General features: G+C 67.7%; 23 protein-coding genes. 17 read left to right on the plus strand and 6 right to left on the minus strand.

What is annotated here, in order from left to right; all coding sequences use genetic code 11:
• Positions 1–134: 134 nt before the first annotated feature.
• Together EH231_RS02535 and EH231_RS02540 are read left to right on the plus strand one after the other, a co-directional pair.
• Positions 135–710 carry a hypothetical protein gene (locus EH231_RS02535; protein WP_124711807.1) on the plus strand — a complete coding sequence of 192 codons (576 nt, stop codon included), beginning with the start codon at positions 135–137 and terminating at the stop codon, positions 708–710.
• On the plus strand, positions 710–1576 hold the full coding sequence (locus EH231_RS02540) for an acyl-CoA thioesterase (RefSeq protein ID WP_124711808.1): 867 nt from the start codon (positions 710–712) through the stop codon (positions 1574–1576). The genes EH231_RS02535 and EH231_RS02540 overlap by 1 nt, the downstream gene beginning before the upstream one ends.
• Positions 1577–1598: 22 nt before the next feature.
• Here EH231_RS02540 and EH231_RS02545 read toward each other — a convergent pair whose 3' ends face one another.
• Together EH231_RS02545 and EH231_RS02550 are read right to left on the minus strand one after the other, a co-directional pair.
• Positions 1599–1853: a DUF2631 domain-containing protein gene (locus EH231_RS02545; RefSeq protein ID WP_090425162.1), complete on the minus strand. Its 255-nt coding sequence runs from the start codon at positions 1851–1853 to the stop codon at positions 1599–1601.
• An 87-nt stretch (positions 1854–1940) separates the two neighbouring features.
• Entirely contained in the window at positions 1941–3275 is a 1335-nt protein-coding gene (locus tag EH231_RS02550) for a cryptochrome/photolyase family protein (protein ID WP_124711809.1), read from the minus strand.
• Positions 3276–3325: 50 nt separating this feature from the next.
• Between EH231_RS02550 and EH231_RS02555 the strand changes: the two genes are divergently transcribed.
• From EH231_RS02555 to EH231_RS02565, 3 genes are read left to right on the plus strand one after another with little or no spacing between them, the layout of a single operon-like run.
• Positions 3326–4195 (plus strand): TIGR03619 family F420-dependent LLM class oxidoreductase, encoded by an 870-nt coding sequence (locus EH231_RS02555; RefSeq protein WP_124711810.1) that lies wholly within the window; start codon positions 3326–3328, stop codon positions 4193–4195.
• Between the two features lie 53 nt (positions 4196–4248).
• Positions 4249–4725: a histidine kinase gene (locus EH231_RS02560; protein ID WP_124711811.1), complete on the plus strand. Its 477-nt coding sequence runs from the start codon at positions 4249–4251 to the stop codon at positions 4723–4725.
• A 21-nt stretch (positions 4726–4746) separates the two neighbouring features.
• Positions 4747–5556 (plus strand): DUF4097 family beta strand repeat-containing protein, encoded by an 810-nt coding sequence (locus EH231_RS02565; protein ID WP_124711812.1) that lies wholly within the window; start codon positions 4747–4749, stop codon positions 5554–5556.
• Here the strand turns inward: EH231_RS02565 and EH231_RS02570 are convergent.
• Together EH231_RS02570 and EH231_RS02575 are read right to left on the minus strand one after the other, a co-directional pair.
• Entirely contained in the window at positions 5553–5993 is a 441-nt protein-coding gene (locus tag EH231_RS02570) for a nitroreductase family deazaflavin-dependent oxidoreductase (RefSeq protein WP_090425167.1), read from the minus strand. The genes EH231_RS02565 and EH231_RS02570 overlap by 4 nt on opposite strands.
• 24 nt (positions 5994–6017) lie before the next feature.
• Complete coding sequence (locus tag EH231_RS02575) at positions 6018–6860, minus strand: NmrA family NAD(P)-binding protein (protein WP_124711813.1); 843 nt, start codon at positions 6858–6860, stop codon at positions 6018–6020.
• An 80-nt stretch (positions 6861–6940) separates the two neighbouring features.
• Here EH231_RS02575 and sigI point away from each other — a divergent pair, with 80 nt between their 5' ends.
• From sigI to EH231_RS02600, 5 genes are read left to right on the plus strand one after another with little or no spacing between them, the layout of a single operon-like run.
• The gene (sigI, locus tag EH231_RS02580; protein ID WP_124711814.1) at positions 6941–7795 is read left to right on the plus strand and encodes an RNA polymerase sigma factor SigI; all 855 of its coding nucleotides are present in this window, start codon (positions 6941–6943) and stop codon (positions 7793–7795) included.
• 53 nt (positions 7796–7848) lie between these two features.
• Entirely contained in the window at positions 7849–9021 is a 1173-nt protein-coding gene (dxr, locus tag EH231_RS02585) for a 1-deoxy-D-xylulose-5-phosphate reductoisomerase (RefSeq protein ID WP_124714152.1), read from the plus strand.
• The gene (locus EH231_RS02590; RefSeq protein WP_090425171.1) at positions 9018–10238 is read left to right on the plus strand and encodes a M50 family metallopeptidase; all 1221 of its coding nucleotides are present in this window, start codon (positions 9018–9020) and stop codon (positions 10236–10238) included. The genes dxr and EH231_RS02590 overlap by 4 nt, the downstream gene beginning before the upstream one ends.
• Positions 10239–10268: 30 nt before the next feature.
• On the plus strand, positions 10269–11402 hold the full coding sequence (gene ispG / locus EH231_RS02595; protein WP_164481134.1) for a flavodoxin-dependent (E)-4-hydroxy-3-methylbut-2-enyl-diphosphate synthase: 1134 nt from the start codon (positions 10269–10271) through the stop codon (positions 11400–11402).
• Between the two features lie 55 nt (positions 11403–11457).
• Positions 11458–12312 carry a GNAT family N-acetyltransferase gene (locus tag EH231_RS02600; RefSeq protein ID WP_044517610.1) on the plus strand — a complete coding sequence of 285 codons (855 nt, stop codon included), beginning with the start codon at positions 11458–11460 and terminating at the stop codon, positions 12310–12312.
• An 18-nt stretch (positions 12313–12330) separates the two neighbouring features.
• On the opposite strand, the gene EH231_RS02605 is transcribed toward EH231_RS02600, so the two are convergent.
• On the minus strand, positions 12331–12879 hold the full coding sequence (locus EH231_RS02605) for a peroxiredoxin-like family protein (RefSeq protein ID WP_090425173.1): 549 nt from the start codon (positions 12877–12879) through the stop codon (positions 12331–12333).
• A 76-nt stretch (positions 12880–12955) separates the two neighbouring features.
• Here EH231_RS02605 and EH231_RS02610 point away from each other — a divergent pair, with 76 nt between their 5' ends.
• From EH231_RS02610 to EH231_RS02620, 3 genes are all read left to right on the plus strand, one after another.
• A complete protein-coding gene (locus tag EH231_RS02610) occupies positions 12956–13564 on the plus strand; it encodes a TetR/AcrR family transcriptional regulator (protein ID WP_090425174.1) in 609 nt (202 codons plus the stop codon).
• A 95-nt stretch (positions 13565–13659) separates the two neighbouring features.
• Positions 13660–15483: a penicillin-binding transpeptidase domain-containing protein gene (locus tag EH231_RS02615; protein ID WP_090425175.1), complete on the plus strand. Its 1824-nt coding sequence runs from the start codon at positions 13660–13662 to the stop codon at positions 15481–15483.
• Between the two features lie 23 nt (positions 15484–15506).
• A complete protein-coding gene (locus EH231_RS02620) occupies positions 15507–16094 on the plus strand; it encodes a DUF1707 SHOCT-like domain-containing protein (protein ID WP_090425176.1) in 588 nt (195 codons plus the stop codon).
• Between the two features lie 2 nt (positions 16095–16096).
• Here EH231_RS02620 and EH231_RS02625 read toward each other — a convergent pair whose 3' ends face one another.
• The gene (locus EH231_RS02625) at positions 16097–16477 is read right to left on the minus strand and encodes a PaaI family thioesterase (RefSeq protein WP_090426071.1); all 381 of its coding nucleotides are present in this window, start codon (positions 16475–16477) and stop codon (positions 16097–16099) included.
• Between the two features lie 218 nt (positions 16478–16695).
• Here EH231_RS02625 and map point away from each other — a divergent pair, with 218 nt between their 5' ends.
• The 4 genes from map (at position 16696) to EH231_RS02645 (ending at position 20377) form a co-directional block, all read left to right on the plus strand.
• Positions 16696–17553, plus strand: coding sequence for a type I methionyl aminopeptidase (gene map / locus EH231_RS02630; RefSeq protein ID WP_090425177.1), 858 nt, complete (start codon positions 16696–16698; stop codon positions 17551–17553).
• 61 nt (positions 17554–17614) lie between these two features.
• Positions 17615–19069, plus strand: coding sequence for a cobyric acid synthase (locus EH231_RS02635; protein ID WP_241178086.1), 1455 nt, complete (start codon positions 17615–17617; stop codon positions 19067–19069).
• A 9-nt stretch (positions 19070–19078) separates the two neighbouring features.
• Complete coding sequence (locus EH231_RS02640; RefSeq protein ID WP_090425179.1) at positions 19079–19750, plus strand: hypothetical protein; 672 nt, start codon at positions 19079–19081, stop codon at positions 19748–19750.
• A 63-nt stretch (positions 19751–19813) separates the two neighbouring features.
• Complete coding sequence (locus EH231_RS02645; RefSeq protein ID WP_044517629.1) at positions 19814–20377, plus strand: alpha/beta fold hydrolase; 564 nt, start codon at positions 19814–19816, stop codon at positions 20375–20377.
• Positions 20378–20499 lie beyond the last annotated feature (122 nt).

The following is a 20499-nucleotide window of genomic DNA, read 5'->3' on the forward strand; positions in this document are numbered from 1 at the left end:
GAAGCTTTACAGATTCTCTTGAGAATGTCACGCTGTTGGGTGAGGCGGGCCACACCGCAATGCCCCTGTCGAGAGTGTCGGGCCGATCAGCCCCTTGGACCCGGATTGGATGCCCTATGTCCCCACAGTCAGGAATGTCCGCACAGTTGTCCGAGGTGCGCGGCGGCGGCGATGCGCTCGCGGTCCCGTTCGCCCGGCCGCGGATCCGTCCCGAGAAGGCTCTGCAGTACGAGCTGAATGTGGTGGCGGACGATGTCGCCGACGTGGTGTCGGACATCGGCGGATGGTTGTTCGACCGGGCGATGGCGGGCTGGCGAGTCAGCGTCGCCGCCGACGAGGTCGGAGATGAGCGTGCGCTGGGCATCCTCGGGCTCAAAGCCGTTGGCCCGAGCGGGCTGTGGCGATCGGCGGAGGCGGACGCGGTGGTGATGACAGCCATCGGCGCCTCCTGCTTCGAGCCCGGTGACCACGGGCTCACCATGCGCAATCCCGGTGGCGATGTGGTCTTTTTCGGGTCGCGGGGCCCAGACGGTCTCGGCCTGCAGATCCAGCGGGCGCGGTACCGGCCGAGCGCGGCCGCGCTGGCGTTCAAGGCTCACGCGTTGGCGGTGGCCGGGGCGGACCCGGCGTCGGTCGACCAGGTGGAGACGCTGTTCCGGTGCGGGCGGTCCGCGGGCCTGCTCGACGCGGACCTGGTTCCGGTGTGTTGATGCCGGCGCAGGCATCGGTCGCGGGCCTGCTCGAGGTGTTCGACGTGACACCCGCCGGTCCAGATCGATTCGTCGGCGTGACCGGACCGGCCGGAACCGACGGCAGGCGGGTGGCCAAGGGTGCGCAGGCGCTGGGCCAGGCCATCGTCGCGACGGCAAAGCGATTCCCGGACAAGACGATTCGGTCCGCGCATGCGGTCTTCACCCGGCCGGTCGAGATCGACTCTACGGTTGAGCTGGCGGTCAGTGTGGTGCACGAGGGGCGCTCGACGGCGACCGCGGTGGTCGCCGTGGGTCAGGATTCACGGCTGTGCGCGACCGTGACCGTGCTGGCCGATGTGCCGACCGACGATGTGGTCAGCCACCATGCGCTGCGACCTGACGTCGAGACACCGGACGACGCCCATCCGGCCGGGCGGGCCATGCTCGGCCACGAGTTGCGGTTGGTCGACGTGGTCGATGTGAACAGTCCCGACGAGGTGGGACCGCCCGAACTCTATGCGTGGCTGCGCTATGACCCGATTCCCGAACGCGACGACCTCGCCAAGGCGTTGTTGGCGTATTTCACCGGGCAACTCGGCATCTCCACCACGATGCGACCGCATCGCGGGGTGGGCACAGCGCAGGCGCATGCCACGGTGTCTACGGCGTTGATGTCGACATCGGTGAGCTTCCACGAAGCCGTGGAATGGGATGGCTGGCTGCTCTACGGCCATGAGAGCACCGCGGCCGGACAGGGGATGTCGTATGTCCGCGGTCAGGTGCACACCGAGGACGGTGAACTGTTGGCGTCATTCGCCCAGGAAGGGCTGATCCGCCCGATGCGACCGGTGGATACCTCGATCGATGTGCCGGCCCGGTTGTAGGGCAGGCATGCGCGATGTGCGGCTAGCGAATCCAGCCGCGGCGGCGCATCCAGATGTTCCGGGCCACGGCCAGGAGGATGAGCGCCGCGAACGTGATGAGGAACCAGTTCTCAACGTGCCCGATGTGGTTGCCGTGCATCATGACCAGCAGGAAGATCGCCGAGAGAATGCCGCCGATGTGGATCACCTTGATGTTCAGATCCGACCAGCCCCACGCTGCCGAGGGCACTTCCTCGACGTCGACGCCGTTGCTGCGCTCCACCTCGGTGCTGACCACTTTTGCTCCTCCGGATCGAACTGCCTTCTGGCTTGGCTTGCGGACATTCTGGCATACGACGCTGTGTCGTATGCCGACCGTGGGGGGTCAACCCAGGCGTCGGTACCTCCGCAGTGCCTCGAGTCGCTCCTCGGCGTGGTCGGCGATCGGTTCCGGGTACGACGTCGGCCGGCCGGTACCCAGTTTGTGCACGTCGGCGACATCGGCCAACTCCGGGACCCAGCGTCGGATGTAATCGCCGTCGGGGTCGAACTTCGCGCCCTGCAGGTCCGGATTGAAAACGCGGAAGTACGGCGCGGCGTCGGTGCCGCAACCGGCCGCCCACTGCCACCCGTGCTGGTTGTTGGCCAGATCACCGTCGACCAACTGCTCGAGAAACCAGCGCGCACCCCATTGCCAGGGCAGATGCAGGTCCTTGACCAGGAACGAAGCCACGATCATGCGCACCCGGTTGTGCATGAACCCGGTGGCGGCCAGTTGCCGCATCCCGGCATCGACGATCGGGAACCCGGTCCGGCCGTCCTTCCAGGCCTCGAACGCCCGCAGCGCCGCCTCGTCGTCATCCACTTCGATCGCGTCGAAATCGCGATTCCAATTCCGCCACGCACTGTCGGGCCAGTGATGCAGCACCGCCGCGTAGAAATCGCGGAAGGCCATCTCCCGCAGATAGGCGTCATTGCCGGAGGCGAGGTCAGCCGCCATGGTCCGAGGGTGGATGGTGCCGAACTTGAGGTGCGCCGACATCCGACTGGTGGCGTCGAGGTCGGGGCGGTCGCGATGGGCCGGGTAGTCGGGCAATCCCTGCTCCACGAATTCCCGCCACTGCGACCTCGCCGCGCGCTCACCCGCGTCGAACGTCAGAGCCTCGGTCACAGAAGGAATTTCGATGCGATCGCAGATGCCTGCCGGGGTGTCCGCGGGGTCGATCCAGCGCGCCGAATCGGGTCCGGTATCCGCAGGAGCACGCCAGCCGTGCCGGCGCCAGGCGCGGAAGAACGGCGTGAACACCCGGTACGGTGCGCCATCCGGTTTGGTTATCCGGCCGGGCGACACCAGGTAGCCCGATCCCGTTGCGCACAGGGCGGTCTCGCCGAGTGCCGCCTGGACCGTGTCGTCGCGACGCCGCCCGAACGGCGCGTAGTCCTGCGAGACGTGCACCGAGGTAGCGCTGATGGCCCGGGCCAGCGCCGGAATCCGCTGCTCGGGTCGGCCGCGGGTCACCAGCAGATTTCCGTCGAGATTGTCGGACAGCTCGCGCAACGCCCGATACAGATATTGCAGGCGACGCGCACCCGAGGATGCCTCCAATCGCGGATCGAGCACATAACAGGCCAGTACCTCGCCGTCCCGTTGTGCTGCCTCCAGCAGGGCGGGATGGTCGAAGCAGCGCAGGTCTCGCCGAAACCACAGGAGCGTGGGCATGTGTCCATGCTGCCTATGAACACACCGGAAAACACAGAGGGGTTTGGTAGATGCAGTTCTGGAGCGGTACGGCATTCATGGATGTCGCCGACGCGCTGACGGTGGCGCCGTTGCTCGACGAGGCCGGCTACCACGGCATGGTGTGCTCGGACCACATGATCTACCCGCGCGAACTTTCGTCGCCGTATCCGGATTCGCCGACCGGTAAGCCCCCGTGGGCACCGGAGACCAGCTGGCCGGACTCCTGGGTACTGATCGGGGCGATGGCGGCGCTCACGCATCGGCTGCGTTTCTCCAACGCCGTGTACGTGGCACCCGCGCGTCCGCTGCTCGAGGTCGCCAAGCAGGTGGCAACGGCCGCGGTGATCTCGGGTGGACGGGTGTCCCTCGGCGTCGGTGTCGGCTGGATGCGGGAGGAATTCGAGCTCATGGGCCAGGATTTCGGCACCCGCGGCAAGCGGCTCGACGAGATGATCCCGGCACTGCGCGAGATCTGGCGTGGCGGTTGGGTCTCGTACGAGGGGCGCTACTACTCGGTTCCCGAGCTGATGATCGAACCTCACCCGCCCGAGCCGGTGCCGATCCTGTGTGGTGGTGAATCCGAGGCGGCGCTGCGGCGCGCGGCCCGATCCTGTGACGGCTGGATCGGCTACGCCTACACACTTGAACAGGCGACCCCCTACGCCACCCGGCTGGCCGAACTGCGCCGTGAATACGGGCGGCAACACGAGCCGTTCGACATCATCCTGGCCCTGCTCGATCCACCCTCGCCGGATCTGTACAAGCGGGCCGAGGACCTCGGCATCACCGCGGTGATGTGCGCGCCCTGGCTGACAGCGCCCAACGGTGCCACCGGCGCCGACCGATTCCGCGGTCCCATCGAGCGCTTCGCGGAGACCTTCATCGCAAAGCTGAAGTAACTCCGCGCGGGCTGACGCTTGTGGTGACATCAAAATGATGTCACCATGACATCATGGATCTGCAACCGTATGTCGAGACCGTCCGGTACGAGCTCGGCGTCGCCGCGGCAGCGGGAGGTGCCGAGGCGGAGGCGTTGGCCCAGCGGCTGACCGCACCACTGGAATCGGCGTTGCGGCTCGCGCTGCTGGAAGCGCTGTCCGAGGCGGCCGAGCAGATCACGCGGGAACTCGCACCCGGATCCGTGCATGTCCGACTCAACGGCCGTGACCCCGAGTTCACCGTCGAGCCCGCCGAGGCCGATGTTCCCGCGCCGGCGCCGTCAGTGGACGTTCCCGACGATGACGGCGGCGGCACCTGGCGGGTGTCATTGCGACTCCCGGAGACCCTGCGTGCCGGAGTGGAGGGTGCCGCCCGCCGCGAAGGTGTGTCGGTGAACGCCTGGCTCGTACGTTCCGCTGCGGCGGCCCTCGGCGGGGCCGGACGTCCGAGCCGTGGCGGCGACAAGAACTTCAGCGGCTGGGTCCGCTGAATCCGACCGAAGGAGAATCTGATGACCACGTTCCACACAGCCGAACCCATCACGGCCGTCGTCGAGATCGTTGCCGGTGCGGTGCACCTGGCAGCCACCGACCGTGACGACACCGTCGTAGACATCAAGCCGCGGGATCCCGAGCGCGCCTCCGATGTGCGGGCGGCCGAACAGGCCCGCGTCGATTTTCACAACGGCACCCTCGTGGTGACCGCAGGCAGAAAGGTCCTGTCATTGGGACGAGGGGGAGCGGTCCGCGTCGACATCGCCCTGCCGGCCGGCTCCCGACTGAACCTGTCCTCCGCGTCGGCCGACATCGACGCGGACGGCGTCTACTCGGACTGCCGCTGCGCTTCTGCCAGCGGTTCGGTACGGGTGGCGACCATCACCGGGAACATCAAGGCGGACAGCGCATCCGGCGATATCTCGATCGGCGATGTCGCGGGCAACGCACGGATCGCCACGGCGTCCGGTGATGCGGCGATCGATCGCATCGATGGAGACGTCAAGTTCCAGGCGGCCAGCGGCAGCCTGGCGGTCGGGACGCTGCGCGGGCACCTCAGGCATCAGGCCGCGTCGGGTTCTGTCACTGTCGGCGTCGGGATCAGCGGTGCCCTGAGCGCCCAGACCGGTAGCGGTGAAGTCGAAGTCGGCATTCCGGAGGGCACCGCGGCCCGGCTCGAGCTCAAGACCCACTCGGGCACCGTCGACAACGGCTTGCAAACCTCCGACGGGCCGGCCGACGGAGACGAGACGTTCATGGTGCACGCCCGCACCGGCTCGGGAGACATCTCGATCCGACGCGCCGTCGGGTCGGCGGCCGGCTCCTAGGCGGGATCGAACCGGAACACCGTCAAGCGCCCGGCCAATTTCTCGAATTCATCGGGCGTGCCGTCGATCACGAGGCCGCTGCGCTTGGCGAAGCCGACGCCGACCGGCACCTTGACCGCGAACGCGCGCAGCACCGGACGCGACTGGTCCGGCGTCAGTTCGACGATCCGGACCGGTCGGGACCGTCGGCCCCTGGTGAGGGTTCCCGTGCCGGCGGCACGGGCATTGGCCGCCCAGTCCGAGCCGGGATAGCCCGCCACCGTGTACAGGCCACCGTCGTGGTCGAACGGCGTCATCGGAGTGCTGCGGAGTTTGCCGGTTTTGCGACCCGGAACCGTCAGCACCATCGCCGGCCCGGTGGGGAGTCCGAGGCGCTGCACCGCCATCATCACCTTGTTCATCGGCTTGAGCCAGCGTGGTGGTTGTGGCTCGGTCATATTCTGTGACATGTCTTGTACTCCTTAACTATCGCCGAACAACCCACGATGTGTGTCGACCCAGTCGGCGAACGTGGTCGCAGGGCGTCCGAGAATCTTGTCGACCTCGTGGGTGACCAGCGCCGGCCGCTCGACGGTGTCGGCCAGCAGGCCCATGTACGCGTCGGCGAACGCCGCCGGAAAGCCCAGGTCGACGAACCGCCGGCGCACCACGTCGGTGGGCACCTCGCGATAGTGCAGCGGCCGCTCCAGCACGCGCCCGATCGTGTCCACCAGTTCGGTGTTGGTCAGCGCCTGCGGTCCTGTCAGCGGGATACGCTGTCCCACAAGGTCGTCGGTCAGCAGTGCCACGGCGGCCACGGCGGCGATGTCGGCATCGACGATCACCGCGGTGGATGCGCCGGCGTACGGTCCGCTCACCACATCGCCGGCCCGGATCTGTGCCGACCACATGCCCGCGAAATTGGACGCGAACACCGTGGGGCGCAGGCTGACCCACTCCAGGCCGGAGGCCACGGCCAGCTGCTCGACTTCGCGGTTGCGGTCCCCGCGCACGCGTGACGGTTGCCGCGAGTCGTCGTCATCGGCGTTGATCGCCGACAACGCGACCAGACGTTTCACGCCCGCGGCCCGGGCCAGTTCGACCGTCGGGGCCAATTCCTGCCCCAACGCACGGGAGTTGAGAAATACCGCCGAGGCGCCCGCCACGCCGTCGGCGGCGGATCGGACCAGTTCGACACCGGGCGGAAACCCGGCGGTTTCGGGGCTGCGGGTGAGGGCGCGCACGTAGGCACCGGCACGGACGAGTTCGGTGACAAGCGGGCGGCCGACATTGCCGGTTGCGCCCGTGACGAGAATTGTGTTCATGCCATCAAGGACGGGGCGGTCGCCGGAAAAGTTACAGCCGCCGCCGGTAACTTTCCGGGCCGCTGATTCGTCGTAACCACATGAACGGATCAGCGGGTCTCGAAGCGGCCTGGCGGGAACACCACCCGTACCTGGTCAATCTCGCCTATCAGATGGTGGGTGACATCGGCGATGCCGAGGACGTCGCCCAGGAGGCATTCCTGCGGCTGGCCCGTACCGATCATGAGCACCTCGACGACGTACGCGCCTGGCTCACGGTGGTGACCGGGCGGCTCTGCCTCGATCACGTTCGATCGGCCCGTTCCCGGCTCGAGCGTCCCGATCCGGGCGTCGTCCTGGAATCGAAGGCGTCAGCGGACGCGGACCCGGCCGATCGGGTCACGCTCGACGACGAGGTTCGCGCCGCCTTGTTCGAGGTGCTGAACCGACTCAGCCCCGGGGAGCGCGTGGCATTCGTGCTGCACGATGTTTTCGCGGTGCCGTTCGACGAAATCGCCGAGACGGTCGGCAGGCCGGTAGGAACCTGTCGGCAGCTGGCTCGCCGAGCCAGGGCGAAGTTCACCACCGCCGCGCACCGGCCCGTCGATGTCGCCGTCGTCGAACACCGCCAGGTGATGGAGAAGTTCATGTCCGCATGCGCCACCGGTGACGTGCAGGCGCTGACCTCGGTGCTCGACCCGACCGTGTGGGGCGTCGGTACGGTCCTCGTCGATCCGGCGCCGCCCCCGCAGATCAACCACGGCCCCGACGCCGTCGCGACGAACTTGCTGCGCTACCTGGGGCCGGGCGCGACCCTGGTGTGCGGGGCGGCCGGGGTACCGGTTCTCCTGGCATACGACCGCCGTCGGCTGTTCGCGGTCGTCACCCTGACCATCCGCGACGGCCTGGTGCTCAAGATCGAGGCCACCGCCGACCCGTCGGCCCGGATGCGGTGACCGTCGGCGCCACCGGGCCCGGCACGCGGCACAATGGACCAGTGAGCGACAGAATGCGTGTGCTGATACTCGGAAGCACCGGATCCATCGGCACCCAGGCGCTCGAGGTCATCGCGGCCAACCCCGACCGGTTCGAGGTCGTCGGTCTGGCTGCCGGTGGTGGTAACCCCGACCTGCTCGCTGCCCAGCGCGCCGCGACCGGCGTCGGCAACATCGCGGTCGCCGACCAGCGGGCCGCCGACAAGGTCGGCGACGTGACCTATGCCGGTCCCGACGCGGTCACCCGGCTGGTCGAGAACACCGAGGCCGATGTGGTGCTCAACGCACTGGTCGGGGCGTTGGGGCTGGCACCGACGCTGGCTGCCCTGGCCACCGGCGCGCGCCTGGCCCTGGCCAACAAGGAGTCGCTGGTCGCGGGTGGGCCGCTGGTCCTCAAGGCTGCCGCACCGGGTCAGATCGTTCCCGTCGACTCCGAGCATTCCGCGATGGCCCAGTGCCTACGCGGGGGCACCCCCGACGAGGTCGCCAAGATCGTCCTCACCGCCTCGGGCGGCCCGTTCCTGGGATGGTCGGCCGCCGACCTGGAATCGGTCACCCCGGAGCAGGCAGGCAAGCATCCGACCTGGTCGATGGGCCCGATGAACACGCTGAACTCGGCGACCCTGGTCAACAAGGGCCTGGAACTGATCGAGACCCATCTGTTGTTCGGCATCGACTACGACCGCATCGAGGTCGTGGTGCATCCGCAGTCGATCGTGCACTCGATGGCCACCTTCACCGACGGTTCGACCCTGGCCCAGGCCAGCCCGCCGGACATGAAACTGCCGATCGCGCTGGCGCTGGGCTGGCCGTCGCGGGTTCCCGGAGCGGCGCTGGCCTGCGACTTCACCACCGCTTCCACCTGGGAATTCCTGCCCCTGGACAACGAGGTGTTCCCCGCGGTGAATTTTGCCCGGCAGGCCGGAACTCGCGGCGGCTGTCTGACCGCGGTGTACAACGCGGCCAACGAGGAGTCAGCCGAAGCGTTCCTTCAGGGTCGGATCCCGTTCCCGGCGATCGTCGACACCGTCGGTGACGTGTTGCACGCTGCCGACCAGTGGGCTGCCGAACCCGCTACCGTGGAAGAAGTACTCGACGCGCAGCGCTGGGCCAGAGAAAAGGCACGAGAGGGCATCGGCACGCGCTTTGAGGAGAAATCCATGAGAAAAGGGCTCGTCACCAAATGATGTTCGTCATCGGCATCGCGCTCTTCGCGCTGGCCATCCTGGTATCGGTGGCACTGCACGAATGCGGGCACATGTGGGTGGCGCGCGCCACCGGGATGAAGGTGCGTCGCTACTTCGTCGGCTTCGGCCCGACGCTGTGGTCGACGCGGCGCCCCAACGCACTGGGGGAGACCGAGTACGGCATCAAGGCCATCCCGCTGGGCGGCTTCTGCGATATCGCGGGCATGACTTCGGTCGACGAGATCGCACCCGAAGACCGGCCGTACGCCATGTACAAGCAGAAGGTGTGGAAGCGCGTCGCGGTGCTGTTCGCCGGGCCCGCAATGAACTTCATCATCGGCCTGGTGCTCCTGTACGCCATCGCGATCATGTGGGGTCTGCCCAACATCACTCAGCCCACCACCGCCATCGTCGGCGAAACCGGTTGTGTTGCAGCGCAACTGAGCCTCGACAAGATGGATGAGTGCACGGGGCCGGGGCCTGCGGCGCAGGCCGGCATCCGATCCGGCGACGAGATCGTCAAGGTCGGCGACACCAAGGTCTCCGATTTCAGCCAGATGGCCGCCGCGGTGCGCAAGCTCGACGGCCCGGTGACCATCGAGCTCAAGCGTGACGGCCAGACCATCACGACCGTCGTCGACGTCACCCAGACCCAGCGATTCACCAGCGCGGACGCCAAGACGCCCGCCACGGTCGGCGCGATCGGCGTCAGCGCGGTCAAGGTTGCCCCGCCCACCCCGTACAACCCGATCGCCGCAGTGCCGGCCACGATCTCGTTCACCGGCGACATGGTCGTCGAGCTGGGCAAATCGCTGGCCAAGATCCCCACCAAGATCGGCGCCCTCGTGCAGGCCATCGGCGGCGGTGAGCGGGACAAGGAAACGCCGATCAGCGTCGTCGGCGCCAGCATCATCGGCGGCGAGACCGTCGAGGCCGGGTTGTGGGTGGCGTTCTGGTTCTTCCTGGCGCAGCTGAACTTCGTGCTCGGCGCGATCAACCTGGTGCCGCTGCTTCCGTTCGACGGCGGCCACATCGCGGTGGCGACGTACGAAAAGATCCGCAACATGATCCGTGCGGCCTTCGGCAAAGTCGCCGCAGGCCCGGTCAACTACCTCAAGCTCATGCCCGCCACCTACGTGGTGTTGGTGGTCGTGCTCGGCTATACGTTGCTGACCGTCACGGCAGACCTGGTCAACCCCCTCAGCATCTTCCAGTAGGAGAACCTTGTGACGTCCATCGGTCTGGGCATGCCGGCGCCGCCCGCGCCAACTCTTGCGCCGCGGCGCAAGACCCGTCAGCTCGATGTCGGCGGTGTGGGCATCGGCAGTGAGCACCCGATCGCGGTGCAGTCCATGTGCACCACCAAGACTCACGACGTGAACTCGACGCTGCAGCAGATCGCCGAGCTGACCGCCTCGGGCTGCGACATCGTCCGGGTGGCCTGCCCCCGGCAGGAGGACGCCGACGCGCTCGCCGAGATCGCCCGGCACAGCCAGATCCCGGTCATCGCCGACATCCACTTCCAGCCCAAGTACATCTTCGCCGCGATCGACGCCGGATGCGCGGCCGTGCGCGTCAACCCCGGCAACATCAAGGAGTTCGACGGCCGGGTCAAGGAGGTGGCCAAGGCCGCCGGCGACGCGGGCATCCCGATCCGCATCGGCGTCAACGCCGGCTCGCTGGATCCGCGGTTGATGCAGAAGTACGGCAAGGCCACTCCGGAGGCACTGGTCGAATCCGCGCTGTGGGAGGCGTCGCTGTTCGAGGAGCACGGATACGGCGACATCAAGATCAGCGTGAAGCACAACGATCCGGTGATCATGGTCGAGGCCTACCGGCAGTTGGCCGCCCAGTGTGACTACCCGCTGCACCTCGGTGTCACCGAAGCCGGACCGGCGTTCCAGGGCACCATCAAGTCAGCGGTGGCGTTCGGCGCGCTGCTGTCCCAGGGCATCGGCGACACCATCCGGGTGTCGCTGTCGGCCCCGCCGGCCGAAGAGGTCAAGGTCGGCAATCAGATCCTTGAGTCGCTGAACCTGCGGCCGCGTGGTCTGGAGATCGTGTCCTGCCCGTCCTGCGGTCGGGCACAGGTCGACGTGTACACCTTGGCCAACGCGGTGAGTGCGGGCCTGGACGGTCTCGATGTCCCGCTGCGGGTGGCGGTGATGGGCTGCGTGGTCAACGGTCCGGGTGAGGCCCGCGAGGCGGATCTCGGGGTTGCCTCCGGCAACGGCAAGGGCCAGATCTTCGTCAAGGGTGAGGTCATCAAGACCGTCCCCGAGGCGCAGATCGTCGAGACACTCATCGAAGAGGCCATGCGCCTGGCGGAAGCGGCGGATTCAGATGATGCCACCGGTTCGCCAGTGGTCACCGTAAGCTGATAGCGACCCTGTGGGCGGGGTCACCCAACCTTGGCTTGAGCAGAGGGAATCGCCAATGTCGGCACCGCCGCTGTTCCGACTCGTCGACGAGCGACGCGTCTCCGTGGTGCGTGACGCCACCCCCTGCATGCAGGTGTTCGAGGAGGACCCGGTGGGGTCCTGCATGGTCGCCGCACGGGTCGCCGAGTTCGGCGTCGAACATGGCGCGATCGGCGGGGAGCTGTGGACCAGGCGCGGCGTTACCGAGTCACTGTGTTACGCCGGCCCCAACCTGATCCCGTTGCGCGGGGATGCCGAGGACCTCAAGGCGTTCTCGGACAAGGCGATGAGCACGGCGCGTCGGTGCTCCTCCCTGGTCGGCCGGGCCGAATTGGTGATGCCGATGTGGCGGCGGCTGGAATCGGTGTGGGGCACCGCCCGTGACGTCCGCGAGCAACAACCGTTGATGGCGCTGAACTCGATGCCGCAGTGCGCGATCGACCCGGCGGTCCGCCCGGTGCGCATGGAGGAACTCGACGCCTACCTCGTCGCGGCCGTCGACATGTTCATCGGCGAGGTCGGTGTCGACCCGCGGCTGGGTGACGGCGGCCGTGGTTACCGCCGCCGGATTGCCGGGCTGATCGCCGCGGGACGGGCGTGGGCCCGGTTCGAGCGCGGCGAGGTGGTGTTCAAAGCCGAGGTCGGATCGCAGTCTCCGTCGGTCGGCCAGATCCAGGGGGTGTGGGTGCATCCCGAGTGGCGGGGCCACGGGCTGGGCACCACGGGAACGGCAGCGCTGGCGACCGCCGTGGTCGGGTCGGGCCGCATCGCGAGCTTGTACGTCAACAGCTACAACACCGTCGCCCGGGCGACGTACGCCCGCATCGGATTCGAGCAGGTCGGTACATTCGCGACGGTGTTGCTGGACTGAGCCCTGCAGGAGCGGGCGTCACCGCCGCACGGCGGCGGCCCGCAGCAGGTCATCGACCGACCATTGGTCGTCGGCATGGGAGCCGTATTTGGCGGCGACCACCACGCCGTCCGGGGCGACGAGGAAATCTGCGGGCAGCCCGAGCCGGCCACCGGCCTGTCTGCCTGCCGGGGCGCGGAACCGCCCGCCCACCGTCAGCAGGCCGCCGCGGATGATGGCCGGCCAGCTGCGGGGATCGAGCAGTGCCCGGGCACCGGATTCGACTCCGAACTCCCGGTAGATCTCCTTGCCCGGATCGGCGACGGTGGCGAACGGCAGATCCGATGTGTGCTCGGCCAATTCGGCTGCGGGGGAGTGGAAGAAGACCACCTCGCGGATACCGGCGGCACTGATCTCCGCGTGCCGGGCCACGAACGAACGCAGGTGCAGATTGCAGATCGGACACCCCGCGAACCGTCTGAATTGCAGGTGTACCAGGCCGTGTGGATCAGGGACCGGGATGTGTTCGCCTGTGACACTGAGGAACTGGTGCGGTGGGACCGTCGCGGGCGGATCGGGTTGGGGCACGGTTCCTCCTTGTTGGCGTGCGGTGTACGCCTATGGATTGAAGGCTATAGGCGTACGTTGTACGCTGTCAATCGTCATGCCGCGCCCGCGTTCACTCAGTCAGGCCCAGCTCGCCGCAGCTGCGTTGGCAGTCGTCGACGCCGACGGGCTGGAGGGCCTGTCGATGCGCGCCGTCGCCCGGCGGCTGGGCCTGGGCACCATGTCGCTGTACCGGTACGTGGCTGATCGCGACGAACTCGAAGCGCTCGTGGTGGACCTCGTGCTCGGCGAGATCGAACCCGGACCACCACGGGGTTCGGCGCGCCAACAGCTCACCGAGTTGGCCGAGCGTGTGCGCGTTGCTGCCGCACGGCATCCCGCGGTGGTGCCCTTGCTGCTGACACACCGGCACCGCTCGCCGGCGTCGTTGCGCTGGGGGGAAATGGTGCTGGGTGTGCTCACCGCCGCCGGCTATGGCGGCAAACGCCGGGTGTATGCGTTCCGGGCGGTGCTGGCCTACATCTTCGGTGCCATCGAGATCGAGATGCTGGGAAGTCTGACCGGCCCGGGAACTCGGACGCTGGCCGGTCTGCCTGCCGACGAATATCCGCTGTTGTCGGAGACCGCGGCGGTGGCGCACGGTATCCGGCCGGATGAGGAGTTCCGGCGCGGTCTGGAGATCCTGTTGCGTGCTCTGGACCTGTGAAGCGACGGGGCAACTTGTCGGTCTCACGACTGTCTCGGTTCGGTATCGGTGCGCCTCCGACGAAACCGGCGTCCGCGTTTCTAACATCAGCCTCAATGGCAACTCAAACAACATCAGTCACACGGACCGCCGGCCTGTTGACGGTCATCGCGGTCCTCGGGGCAACAGCGCTGAGCGCTTGCACCCCACGCCCTGACGGGCCCGAGCCCACTGCCGAGCAGTTCTTCGCGGCACTGGCCACTGGTGACACCGCGGCCGCCGCCGCGCTGGCCGATCGGCCCGAGGATGCCAAGACCGCCCTCAGCGAAGCGTGGAACGGCTTGCAGGCCACCCGACTCGACGCGCAGATCCTGGGGTCGAAGTACGCCGAGGACACCGGCAGCGTCACCTACCGCTACACCTGGCACCTGCCCAAGAACCGCACCTGGACCTACGACGGTCAGCTCAACATGATCCGCGACGAGGGCCGGTGGGAGGTGCGCTGGAATGCCACCGGACTGCACCCGCGACTGGGTGAGCACCAAACCTTCGCGCTGCGGGCCGATGCTCCGCGACGGGCCTCGGTCAACGAGCGGGGCGGCACCGATGTGCTGGTGCCCGGCTACATCTATCACTTCGCGCTGGATGCCAGGGCGGCTGGAGCCTCGCTGATGCCGACGGCCCGGGCGGTGGCCGATGCGCTGCGCCCGTTCGACCCCGCCCTGGGTGACCCCCAGCGGCTCGCCGAACAGGCCAGCGCGTCCGCGCAGCCGATGAGCCTGATCACTCTGCGTCAATCCGACAATGACCGGATCGCTCCGGCTATCGGCCGTCTCCCCGGCGTCGTCGTCACCCCGCAGCCCGAAATGCTGCCCACCGACGAGACTTTCGCTCCGGCGATCGTCAACGAGGTCAAGAAATCGGTGACCGACCAACTCAACGGCCAGCCGGGCTGGCGCGTGGTCACGGTCAATCAGAACGGCGTCGACGTCGATGTGCTCAACGAGGTGGCAGGCGATCCGGCGCCGTCGATCACCATCAGCCTGGACCGCGCCGTGCAGAACGCCGCGCAGAACGCGGTCAACACCACCGGCAAGCAGGCGATGATCGTCGCGATCAAACCGTCCACCGGAGAGATCCTCGCGGTCGCCCAGAACGCCTCCGCCGATGTCGCCGGACCGCTGGCAACCATGGGTCAGTTCCCGCCCGGTTCGACCTTCAAGATGATCACCGCAGGGGCCGCCATCGAGCGCGACATGGCAACGCCCAACACGCTTTTGGGGTGCCCCGGCACGCTCGACATCGGCCACCGGACAGTCACCAACTACGACGCGTTCGATCTCGGCACGGTGCCGATGTCGCGGGCTTTCGCGAATTCGTGCAACACCACCTTCGGGGAACTCGCCAGCCGGATGCCCCCGCGTGGCCTCACCCAGGCCGCCGCGCGGTACGGCATCGGCACCGACTACCAGGTGGACGGCATCCCCACGCTGACCGGTTCGGTGCCGCCGACGGTGGACCTGGCCGAGCGCACCGAGGATGGCTTCGGCCAGGGCAAGGTGCTGGTCAGCCCGTTCGGCATGGCGCTGGCGGCTGCGACCGTGGCGGCAGGAAAGACTCCGGTGCCCCAACTCATCGAGGGACGCCAGACCATGGTCGACCGCGCGGGCGCCCCGATCAGCCCGAAGATGATCGACGGACTGCGGCCGATGATGCGGCTGGTGGTGACCAACGGCACGGCCAAGGACCTCAACGGCCTCGGCGATGTGCGGGGGAAGACCGGCGAGGCCGAGTTCATGGGTGGCTCGCACTCCTGGTTCGCCGGATACCGCGGGGACATGGCATTCGCGGCGCTCATCGTCGGCGGCGGCAGTTCGGAGTACGCGGTGCGGATGTGCAAGACCATGTTCGACAGCTTGCCCACGGACTACCTGGCCTGAACGGCGGTACCGTTGAACCTGCCATGACAGGGATCAATGAACAATCGGTGGACCTGCGCGTCTCCGATGCGGACCGCAACGGCACGCTGCGGCGGCTGCACAATGCCGTGGCACTCGGGCTGATCGACATCGCCGAGTTCGAGGAGCGCTCCGCGTTGGTGTCGCACGCCCGGCTGCATTCGGACCTGGACGCCTTGGTGGGGGACCTGCCCGGACCGGGAGCGATCGTCACCACCGCCACCGACCGGGTCGAGTTGCGCGGGGTGCTCGGCTCGCTGAAGCGCCAGGGTGAATGGACTGTTCCGACCCGGCTGGCATTGGTGCGCCGGATGGGTTCGGTCGAGCTGGACCTCACCCGGGCCCGGTTCGCCGGGCCGATGGTGGTCATCGAGCTGGACATGAAATTCGGGTCTGTGGAGATCCGGCTGCCCGAAGGGGCCAGTGCGTCGATCGATGACGTCGAGGTGATCGTGGGCAGCGCCGACGATCACCGCCGCGACGCGCCTGCCGACGGCACCCCGCACATCATCCTGACCGGCAAGGTGGTGTGCGGGTCGGTGGACATCCGTGGGCCGCGCCGGAACTGGAAGCTGACGCTGCGCCGGACCTGATGTCAGCGTGGCTCAAGCACCGCGAACGTCAGCGTCGCGCGGGCGGCCAGCCGATCACGGGTCACATCGGTGACATCGACCGACGTCACGATGAGGCGTTTGCCGGCTCGCACGATCTTCGCCTCCGCACGGGCAGTGCCCATGATCGGGGCGAGGAAGTGGATGTTGAGGTCGGCGGTCGTGACGTCATAGCCGACACCGCTGGCGTTGCCGGCCAGCATGCCCGCCGCGATATCGATCAGGGTGGCGACCAGGCCGCCCTGCAGGGCACCGCGGACGTTGGCGAGGTCGGGCCGGTTGTCCATCTCCAGCACCAGCCGGTCAGCTGTGGACTCCACCTCGCGGTAGTCCAGCAGGTTCAGCACATGAACGGTTTCGGTCATCGCCATGCCTCAGTCATCTCCGTACGGTAACACCATTACCGATTGTTGAGAGGGGCGCTCTCATGCGGTGTCACCGCAGTCGGTGGGGACGGGGTGAGCTCGCGGTCGACGATCTGGCCGGGGCCGTACCCCGAGTCGCGGACCCGGCGCACCGCTGCCGCAGCGGGTGCGCACGGCGCTGGAGGCGTTGTCGGTGAGCTGACGATTAAGCTGTCCACATGCCAGTTCGTACCGCCCTGCGCCCCGGCGTGCTCTCACCGACCCTGATGGTTCCCAAGTCGATCCCACGGCCGGAGTACGCCTGGCAGCCCACCGTGCAGGAGGGCAGCGAACCCTGGGTGCAAACCCCTGAGGTGATCGAGAAGATGCGCGTCGCGGGCCAGATCGCGGCAGCTGCGCTGGCCGAGGCCGGAAAAGCCGTGGCGCCCGGGGTGACCACCGACGAGCTGGACCGCATCGCCCACGAGTACATGATCGATCACGGCGCCTATCCGTCGACTCTGGGCTACAAGGGGTTTCCCAAATCCTGCTGCACCTCGCTGAACGAGGTGATCTGCCACGGTATCCCGGACTCGACCGTGGTTGAGGACGGCGACATCGTCAACATCGACGTCACCGCCTACATCGACGGAGTCCACGGCGACACCAACGCCACCTTCCTGGCCGGGGATGTCTCGGAGGAACACCGGCTGCTCGTCGAGCGGACCCACGAGGCAACCATGCGGGCCATCAAGGCGGTCAAGCCCGGGCGCGCGCTGTCGATCGTCGGCCGGGTGATCGAGGCTTACGCAAACCGGTTCGGCTACAACGTCGTTCGTGATTTCACCGGCCACGGTATCGGCACCACGTTTCACAACGGGTTGGTGGTGCTCCACTACGACCAGCCCGCGGTCGAGACCGTGCTGGAACCGGGCATGACCTTCACCATCGAACCGATGATCAATCTCGGGTCGCTGGACTACGAGATCTGGGACGACGACTGGACCGTGGTGACCAAGGACCGCAAGTGGACCGCTCAGTTCGAGCACACGCTCGTGGTCACCGAGGACGGCGCCGAGATCCTCACGTTGCCGTGAACAACGCACCGTGAGCGGGGCGCTGCTGGTCGCCGGCACCACCTCTGACGCCGGCAAGTCGATGGTCGTGGCCGGTCTCTGCCGGTTGCTTACCCGCGAGGGGCTGTCCGTGGCGCCGTTCAAGGCGCAGAACATGTCGAACAACTCGGCGGTCACCGTCGACGGCGGAGAGATCGGCCGGGCCCAGGCGATGCAGGCCCACGCTGCCGGGTTGGCACCAAGCACCCGGTTCAACCCGATCCTGCTCAAGCCCGGCGGGGACCGCACATCACAGTTGGTGATCAGGGGCCAGGTGGCCGGAACCGTGACCGCGGGCGACTACTTCACCCACCGCGAGCGGCTCGCCGGCGTCGTCGCCGACGAATTGGCCTCGCTGAGATCCGAATTCGACGTGGTGATCTGTGAGGGCGCGGGCTCACCGGCGGAGATCAACCTGCGTGCGACCGACCTGGCCAACATGGGGCTGGCTCGGACCGCTGACCTGCCCGTCGTCGTGGTGGGTGACATCGACCGCGGCGGCCTGCTGGCCCACCTGCACGGCACCGTGGCCGTCCTGGCTCCAGAGGATCAGGCGCTCATCGCGGGATTCATCGTCAACAAGTTCCGCGGTGACCCCGCCCTGCTGCAGCCCGGATTGGCCCAGCTGCAGGAGCTGACCGGTCGCCCCACCTACGGGGTGATCCCGTTCGACGACGGAATCTGGCTCGACACAGAGGATTCAGTATCCGTCCGGCCAGGCGGCATGGTGGGCACACCGCAACCGCCACGCGGGGCGCAGACGCTCACCGTCGCGGCCATCAGGCTGCCGCGCATCTCCAACTCCACCGACATCGAGGCCATGGCCTGTGAACCGGGGGTCGCGGTGCGGTGGGTGGCCGATGCCGCCGACCTCACCGGTGCCGACCTCGTGGTGATCCCCGGCAGCAAGGCCACGGTGAGCGATCTGGCCTGGTTGCGCCGACGCGGCCTGGCCGAGGCCATTCTCACGCACGCCGCGCAGGGCCGACCCGTGCTCGGTGTGTGTGGCGGGTTCCAGATGCTGTGCCGTCGCATCGATGACGCCGTCGAGGGGGGAGCAGCCGCAGCGGTCCGCGTCGAAGGCCTGGGTTTGCTCGACGCTGACATCGAGTTCGCCGTCGAGAAGACCCTGCGGCACTGGGAAGAACCCTTGTGGGGATACGAGATTCACCATGGGCAGGTGACCCGTGCGGCGGCCGATGACTGGCTCGGTGTCGGGCTGCGTCACGGCGCGGTCTATGGCACCCACTGGCACGGTCTGCTCGACAACGACCATCTGCGCCGGGCCTGGCTCACCGAGGTCGCCGGCAACGCCGGTCGTGACGGATTCGTGGTTGCCGACGACATCGATGTGCGGGGTCGCCGCGATGCTCAGCTGGATCTGATGGCCGACCTGCTGGCCGCACACCTCGACATCGGGGATGTGATGGACCTGGTCCAGCACGGAGCGCCGCCCCGGCCCACCATGAGCACTGCGCTCCTCGGTCCACCTCGGTAACCTGGGCATATGATTCGACGCCACCGGTCGGTGGCAGTTTTGTTCGGGCTGGTCGCCCTGGTGGTGACCGGCTGCGCGCCCGTGATCACCGGGTCGCCCACCTGGCCCGGCGCCACCCTGCAGAAGGTGTTGCTGAGCGCCGCCGACTTCCCGCCCGGTGTGCAGTTCGATCGGGTCACCGATGACGGCGCGGGCCCGGGTGGATCGAGCGGCCCGCCACCGATGTTGTCCACCCCGGCCGGATGCAGTGACGGGCTGACCAGGGTGATCGCCGAATCCGCCGAGCGGGGCCCTGGCAGTGCCGCGCAGATCATCGCGGCCTACGACGGGGCGCGCATGGTGTTGACCGTGCTGAGCTCGCCGCTGCCGTTGGACCGGCTGGCGGCTACGGCGGAGCGGTGCGCCCAGTTCTCCACCTACTTCGATCCGTCGGAGCGCGGCATCCCGATGACCACCACCAAGCTGGCCGCACCCCGCACGTCGGCGTTGGCCTACCAGCAGACCATGCGGCTGGGCGCCAGCGAGCAGAGCATCTTCTTCGCCTTCGAAAATGTCGGCAACTGGGCGGTTTTCGGCATCGCCTTCCCCACACAGGACCCATCGATCGTCGCCAAAGGTGCATTGCCGCAGACGTTTCTGGATGTTTTCGGTATGCAAGCCGAGCGTCTGGGCGCTCGCTGACGCGGGCGTCAGGACAATGCTGATTCCGGCCCGCCCGGGGCTACTGGACGGTAGTTTGTCCGAATGCTTACCACCGTCGCGACGATCGACGGATACACCACACCCGTCGACGTCTCCGGGCCCGACAAGGGTTCCACAGTGGTGGTGCTGAGCGCCGGACATCACGGCCCCGCCGCCTACGAGCCGATCTGCCGGCGGTTGCACACGGCTTCACTGCGCACGGTGATCATCGGCCCGGATCCGCGGCTGACCGCCAAGGCGATCGTCGGCATTCTCGATTCACTCGACATCAAATGGGCTTTGCTGGTCGGTGACCGGCTCGGGGGAGAGCTGGCCTGGGAGCTGGCGGCGACCCGGTTGGATAAATTCATCGGACTGGTGGTGGTGGATCGCGGCCATCCGCGCGTCGCCGACGCCACGGGCGTGGTCCGCGACGACGAATGCCCTCCGGTGGAGATGAACACCACCGTGCTCGTCAGCACCCCCGCGGCACGTGCCGTCGCCAAGGCCAGCCAGCGCTATGTCTACGGCGACTTCCGGCTCGTTGAGATGCCGGGACGGCGCAACGCCGGAGACTCGACCGCGCAGCTCGCGGCCGAGATCGTACTGCGTACCAGTAGTTGGTGACCGGTCGGCGGCCTGCCTTCGCGCGAGCGCTCAGTCAGCCGCCGCGGTGTTGTCGGGTCGGTGGCCTGCCTTCGCGCGAGCGCTCAGTCAGCCGCCGCGGTGTTGTCGGGTCGGTGGCCTGC

The organism is Mycolicibacterium nivoides, assembly GCF_003855255.1.
Classification (GTDB): Bacteria; Actinomycetota; Actinomycetes; order Mycobacteriales; family Mycobacteriaceae; genus Mycobacterium; species Mycobacterium nivoides.

What these genes read in the sequence shown, in the direction of transcription:
- EH231_RS02625 (WP_090426071.1), bottom strand. Translation starts at nt 16,477, where the DNA reads ATGACCGAAACCGTTCATGTGCTGAACCTGCTGGACTACCGCGAGGTG.
- EH231_RS02570 (WP_090425167.1), bottom strand. Translation starts at nt 5,993, where the DNA reads ATGACCGAGCCACAACCACCACGCTGGCTCAAGCCGATGAACAAGGTG.
- EH231_RS02610 (WP_090425174.1), top strand. Translation starts at nt 12,956, where the DNA reads ATGCCGCGCCCGCGTTCACTCAGTCAGGCCCAGCTCGCCGCAGCTGCG.
- EH231_RS02640 (WP_090425179.1), top strand. Translation starts at nt 19,079, where the DNA reads ATGATTCGACGCCACCGGTCGGTGGCAGTTTTGTTCGGGCTGGTCGCC.
- EH231_RS02535 (WP_124711807.1), top strand. Translation starts at nt 135, where the DNA reads ATGTCCGCACAGTTGTCCGAGGTGCGCGGCGGCGGCGATGCGCTCGCG.
- EH231_RS02645 (WP_044517629.1), top strand. Translation starts at nt 19,814, where the DNA reads ATGCTTACCACCGTCGCGACGATCGACGGATACACCACACCCGTCGAC.
- EH231_RS02555 (WP_124711810.1), top strand. Translation starts at nt 3,326, where the DNA reads ATGCAGTTCTGGAGCGGTACGGCATTCATGGATGTCGCCGACGCGCTG.
- sigI (WP_124711814.1), top strand. Translation starts at nt 6,941, where the DNA reads ATGAACGGATCAGCGGGTCTCGAAGCGGCCTGGCGGGAACACCACCCG.
- ispG (WP_164481134.1), top strand. Translation starts at nt 10,269, where the DNA reads ATGCCGGCGCCGCCCGCGCCAACTCTTGCGCCGCGGCGCAAGACCCGT.
- EH231_RS02620 (WP_090425176.1), top strand. Translation starts at nt 15,507, where the DNA reads ATGACAGGGATCAATGAACAATCGGTGGACCTGCGCGTCTCCGATGCG.
- EH231_RS02560 (WP_124711811.1), top strand. Translation starts at nt 4,249, where the DNA reads ATGGATCTGCAACCGTATGTCGAGACCGTCCGGTACGAGCTCGGCGTC.
- EH231_RS02600 (WP_044517610.1), top strand. Translation starts at nt 11,458, where the DNA reads ATGTCGGCACCGCCGCTGTTCCGACTCGTCGACGAGCGACGCGTCTCC.
- EH231_RS02540 (WP_124711808.1), top strand. Translation starts at nt 710, where the DNA reads ATGCCGGCGCAGGCATCGGTCGCGGGCCTGCTCGAGGTGTTCGACGTG.
- dxr (WP_124714152.1), top strand. Translation starts at nt 7,849, where the DNA reads ATGCGTGTGCTGATACTCGGAAGCACCGGATCCATCGGCACCCAGGCG.
- map (WP_090425177.1), top strand. Translation starts at nt 16,696, where the DNA reads ATGCCAGTTCGTACCGCCCTGCGCCCCGGCGTGCTCTCACCGACCCTG.
- EH231_RS02615 (WP_090425175.1), top strand. Translation starts at nt 13,660, where the DNA reads ATGGCAACTCAAACAACATCAGTCACACGGACCGCCGGCCTGTTGACG.
- EH231_RS02590 (WP_090425171.1), top strand. Translation starts at nt 9,018, where the DNA reads ATGATGTTCGTCATCGGCATCGCGCTCTTCGCGCTGGCCATCCTGGTA.
- EH231_RS02635 (WP_241178086.1), top strand. Translation starts at nt 17,615, where the DNA reads ATGGTCGTGGCCGGTCTCTGCCGGTTGCTTACCCGCGAGGGGCTGTCC.
- EH231_RS02575 (WP_124711813.1), bottom strand. Translation starts at nt 6,860, where the DNA reads ATGAACACAATTCTCGTCACGGGCGCAACCGGCAATGTCGGCCGCCCG.
- EH231_RS02550 (WP_124711809.1), bottom strand. Translation starts at nt 3,275, where the DNA reads ATGCCCACGCTCCTGTGGTTTCGGCGAGACCTGCGCTGCTTCGACCAT.
- EH231_RS02565 (WP_124711812.1), top strand. Translation starts at nt 4,747, where the DNA reads ATGACCACGTTCCACACAGCCGAACCCATCACGGCCGTCGTCGAGATC.